This is a genomic window from Dokdonella sp. (assembly GCF_049593775.1).
Lineage (GTDB): Bacteria > Pseudomonadota > Gammaproteobacteria > Xanthomonadales > Rhodanobacteraceae > Dokdonella.
Window position 1 is genome coordinate 1 of sequence record NZ_JBAWHJ010000078.1, and the last position, 4490, is coordinate 4490.

Annotated in this window: 4 protein-coding genes; 3 read left to right on the top strand and 1 reads right to left on the bottom strand. The window is 60.7% G+C overall.

The annotated features are described in order from the left end of the window. On the top strand, positions 1-578 hold a 578-nt coding region (locus tag WBP53_RS02695; RefSeq protein ID WP_423925674.1), incomplete at its 5' end, for a copper resistance protein B. Positions 579-707: 129 nt separating this feature from the next. Here the strand turns inward: WBP53_RS02695 and WBP53_RS02700 are convergent. After that, positions 708-1265: an N-acetyltransferase family protein gene (locus WBP53_RS02700; RefSeq protein ID WP_423925676.1), complete on the bottom strand. Its 558-nt coding sequence runs from the start codon at positions 1263-1265 to the stop codon at positions 708-710. A 474-nt stretch (positions 1266-1739) separates the two neighbouring features. Here WBP53_RS02700 and WBP53_RS02705 point away from each other — a divergent pair, with 474 nt between their 5' ends. Next, entirely contained in the window at positions 1740-3122 is a 1383-nt protein-coding gene (locus WBP53_RS02705) for a bifunctional enoyl-CoA hydratase/phosphate acetyltransferase (protein ID WP_423925680.1), read from the top strand. Beyond that, positions 3119-4303: an acetate/propionate family kinase gene (locus WBP53_RS02710; RefSeq protein WP_423925678.1), complete on the top strand. Its 1185-nt coding sequence runs from the start codon at positions 3119-3121 to the stop codon at positions 4301-4303. Before WBP53_RS02705 ends, WBP53_RS02710 begins: the two co-directional genes overlap by 4 nt. Positions 4304-4490 lie beyond the last annotated feature (187 nt).

Genomic DNA, 4490 nt, shown 5'->3' on the forward strand with positions numbered 1-4490 from the left:
ACAATGAAAGCGGGCAGGCCATCAATATGCAGGCCTGGTATGGATCGGATCTGAACAAGCTCTGGTTCAAACTGGAAGGCGAACGCAGTGACGGAAAAATGGAATCGGTGCGAAGTGAACTCTTGTGGGACAAGGCCATATCGGCCTACTGGGGGCTTCAAACCGGTATTCGCCACGATTTCGAAGACGGACCCGATCTCAATTGGGCTGCGTTCGGGGTCCAGGGATTGGCACCGTACTGGTTTGAAGTCCAGGCGACCGCCTACCTTGGCGAGTCTGGCCGTACTGCATTGCGGCTGGAAGTCGAGTACGAAATCCTGCTGACACAGCGTCTGATCCTGCAGCCCGACCTGGAAATCAATTTTTACGGAAAGGATGATCCGGCGCGCGATATCGGCAGTGGACTTTCCGACGTCGAATTCGGACTGCGACTGCGCTACGAGATTACTCGAAAGTTTGCTCCCTACGTGGGTGTGGTGTGGTCGAAGAAATATGGCCAGACGGCGACCTACGCGCAGGCCGCGAACGAAGATGTTCAAGACACCCAGCTTGTTGCCGGTGTGCGGCTTTGGTTTTGACCAAATGGAGCAGCAATCATCTACCGCGGACAATGGCGAGGCGAGCGTCCGAATGCGCAGGGTCACTTGCCGCAGGAAGGTGCCCGCAAGGAGATCGAAGGCTGAAGGATGGACTTCAGCTACCCTGAATCACAGTACGAGGCTGTGCTCGACTTCGTGCGGATTGTTCGGGTCAGCGATGCGCTGGAATCCGAGATCATTGGCCAGTTGGCGCATTTTCGAATTGCCTGCATCGTCCATGGAGACGAGCTTGACCAGGCCGCGCTCGCGCGCCACCTCCACAAGGCGCTGCATGAGCAGGGTTCCGAGTCCACGATGTTGCCATTCGTCTGCAACCGCGATGGCACATTCACCGATGCTCCGGTCCGCTCCCGTGGCGTAGCGGCTGACGCCGACTTCAACCGCCTTGCCTTGCTCTTTGACGATCGCAATCAGGGCCATGTCGTGGCTGAAGTCGAGATTGGTCAGACTGTCGATCAGTTGGTCGCTGGGCTGGCTGATCTGACAGAGAAAGCGCATGCGCCGCGCCTCTGGTGAAAGGCGGGTGATGAATTCGCGCTCGAGCGTGGCGTCTTCCTTGCGGACCGCGCGGATCGTGACCGCGGTGCCGTCGGTCAGCTTCTCCTCCCAGAATGGCATGCCGGCCTGGCGGGAGAATGGGCTGGTATTGTTTTCGTTGGCGGTCATGGGCGCGGTCTCCTCAGGTGTCGCAGTCATGTTGCGCCTTGTCGCGGATGCATCCATTGATCTGGATCATTCCGGGCCCACGAACCGCTCGAATACCACGTTCGGGATTCTTCATCTGGGAAACGAAACGACACGGCTTTCTGGCATTTGATGCAGGTCAATAGGCGTGTTGCCCGGCGATCCCATACTGCGGTGCAATAGAAGCAATTCGCAGACAACGGATGGGGCGTCCTGCTCGCCACAGCCGGCACCAGGGAAAAATCCGGAATGCCGGATATGACATCCTCTTTGGAATCCCGGACCTCGAGTAGCCCATGACCATCAAGCTCACCTCACCCGCCGCGCAGTACAAGGCCAACCAGGGACCTCTTCTGCACCTGGGCCACTTCCTGTCGCTGAGGGGGTCGGCTCGTGAGTAGCGCGGAGGACCAGGCTGGCAAGACAGCAGCCGTCGATTCCGACGACATCAGCTGGGTGTGTAATCGGACATTCGACCAGATTGCCGTCGGAGACGAGGCCAGCATCGAGCGCACGCTGACTGCCAGCGATATCCAGCTATTTGCTGTGCTCTCCGGGGACGTCAATCCTCAACATCCAGATCCCGTATTTGCGGCCTCCACGCGTTACCACGGCGTGATTGCTCACGGCATGTGGGGCGCCGCCCTGATCTCCGCCGTGCTTGGTACGCGCATGCCAGGTCCGGGCACGATCTACCTGAGTCAGACCTTGCGCTTCGCCGGTCCGGTTCGCGTCGGTGACACCCTGTCAATCAGGGTGCAAGTGACCGCCCGCGAAGTGGATAGCAAGCGCCTTGCGCTGGCCTGCACCTGCATCAACCAGGACGGTGAGTGCGTGATTGATGGCGAAGCGCACGTGATTGCACCAACCGATCGAATCGAGCGCAGGCGCGCAACCTTGCCCGAGGTGAGGCTCACCGATGCGACTGGTGTGCAGCGACTGCTCGATGCCGTGAAGTCGATCCCTGCGATCCGCTGCGCGGTGGTTCATTCCTGCGACGAGATTTCCCTGCGGTCCGCGCTCGACGCCCGCGAAGCGGGGCTCATCGATCCGGTGCTGGTAGCACCGCGTGCAAGGCTGGAAGCCCTCGCCACACAGTTCGAACTCGATCTTTCCGGCATCGAAATCGAAGACGTCCCGCACAGCCACGCCGCTGCGGCGCGCGCTGCCGAACTCGCTTCGTCGGGTGCGGTTGCTGCCTTGATGAAGGGTAGCCTGCACACGGACGAATTCATGGCCGCGGTGATCGCGCAGGATGCCGGACTGCGTACCGCACGACGCATTTCGCATTGCTACCTGATGCAGACGCCGTCCTACCCGCGCCCGTTCATCATCACCGACGCGGCGATCAACATCGCGCCCGATCTGGAGGCCAAGGCCGACATCGTTCGCAATGCTATCGACCTGTGCCGGATCATAGGTGTCGAGCAGCCCCGCGTAGCCATCCTGGCCGCCGTGGAAACGGTGAACCCGCACATGCCTGCAACGATGGATGCGGCCGCGCTCTGCAAGATGGCTGACCGCGGCCAGATTTCCGACGGCGTGCTTGATGGGCCTCTTGCTTTCGACAACGCCATTTCGGTCGCCGCGGCACGCATCAAGGGCATCGTCTCGCCGGTCGCCGGGCGCGCCGATGTGCTTGTCGTCCCCGACCTCGAAAGCGGCAACATGCTGGCCAAACAACTGGAGTACCTCGGTGGTGCCGCGAGTGCCGGCATCGTCATGGGCGCACGCGTGCCCATCATATTGACCAGCCGGGCCGATTCGCGCGAAACGCGAATTGCTTCCTGCGCCGTCGCTCTGCTGGTCGCTCGCCACTACCAGACAACGCCACCATGACCAGCGACTACATACTGGTACTCAACGCCGGTTCGTCGAGCCTCAAGTTCGCGTTGTTCGACACTGCACAGGTCCCCCTGCCGCGTATCGCCAACTGGAAGGGCAGGGTCGATGGCATCACCGGACCGGCGCCGAGCTACACTGAGACCGGCCTCGCAACTGCACCGCTTCAGCTCGATGAAAAGAGGCCTTACCACGCCGCACTCGAATTCATTCGCCTGCGGGTACTCGCTCACATTGGCGTGAATCGCATCAAGGCCATCGCGCATCGTGTCGTGCATGGTGGCAGCAAGTATTTCGAGGCCGTACGGGTCGATGCAGAGGTCCTTGATGACTTGAGGTCCTATATCCCGCTCGCCCCCTTGCACCAGCCGTTCGCGCTGGAAGCGATTGACGCTCTGCTTGTCTCGAATCCGGATATCACGCAAGTCGCCTGCTTCGATACCGCGTTCCACCACAGCATGCCGATGGTCGAGCAGATGCTGCCGTTGTCATGGGATGCCTGGGAGCGAGGGCTGCGTCGCTACGGGTTTCACGGTCTGTCCTACGAATACCAGTCGATCGTACTCGGGGAGCACTACGGCGATGGTGCGCGAGGGCGTACCGTCGTCGCCCATCTTGGCAGTGGCGCCAGCCTGTGCGCGATGAGAGATCTCAAGAGCGTCGCGACGACAATGGGGTTCTCTGCGCTGGATGGACTCATGATGGGCACGCGTACAGGAGCGCTGGACCCGGGAGCCGTGCTCTACATGATGGAAATCGAGAAGCTGAGCCTCGATCAGGTCGGCGAAATGCTCTATCACCGGTCCGGACTGCTCGGCATTTCCGGCCTTTCCTCGGATCCACGCGATTTGCTCGCCGTCGAGGCAGGCAATGAGCGCGCACAAGCCGCACTCGCACTTTACGTGCGCCGCATCGTGCGCGAAATCGGTGCGCTGACGGCCGTACTCGGGGGCCTCGACCTGCTCGTCTTCACTGCGGGAATCGGCGAGCACAATGCTCAAATCCGCGCACGCATTTGTGCCGATTTAGGCTATCTAGGCATAAAAATCGACGCGACCTCCAATGCCGCCAACAGACCGCTGATTTCGACAGATCAGGGCAGCGTACGTGTTGCAGTAGAGCCGACCAACGAGGAATGGATCGCAGCGCTGTGCGCCGAGCGGCTGGTGCCTGCCTGAAGGCACGATGGGTTGGCCGTTCCCGAACATGATGTTCTCGCTCAAGGTTGACGCAAGAAAAGAATCGGTTGGACACCTGACATATCGTCAACCGGAATCCCTCTCGGCCTTACGGATTGCGGATTCTCCCCATGCAGCACGGCGGCAACACTGTGTCGGCGCCAGGATGTCTGGCGCAGCGCAGCGC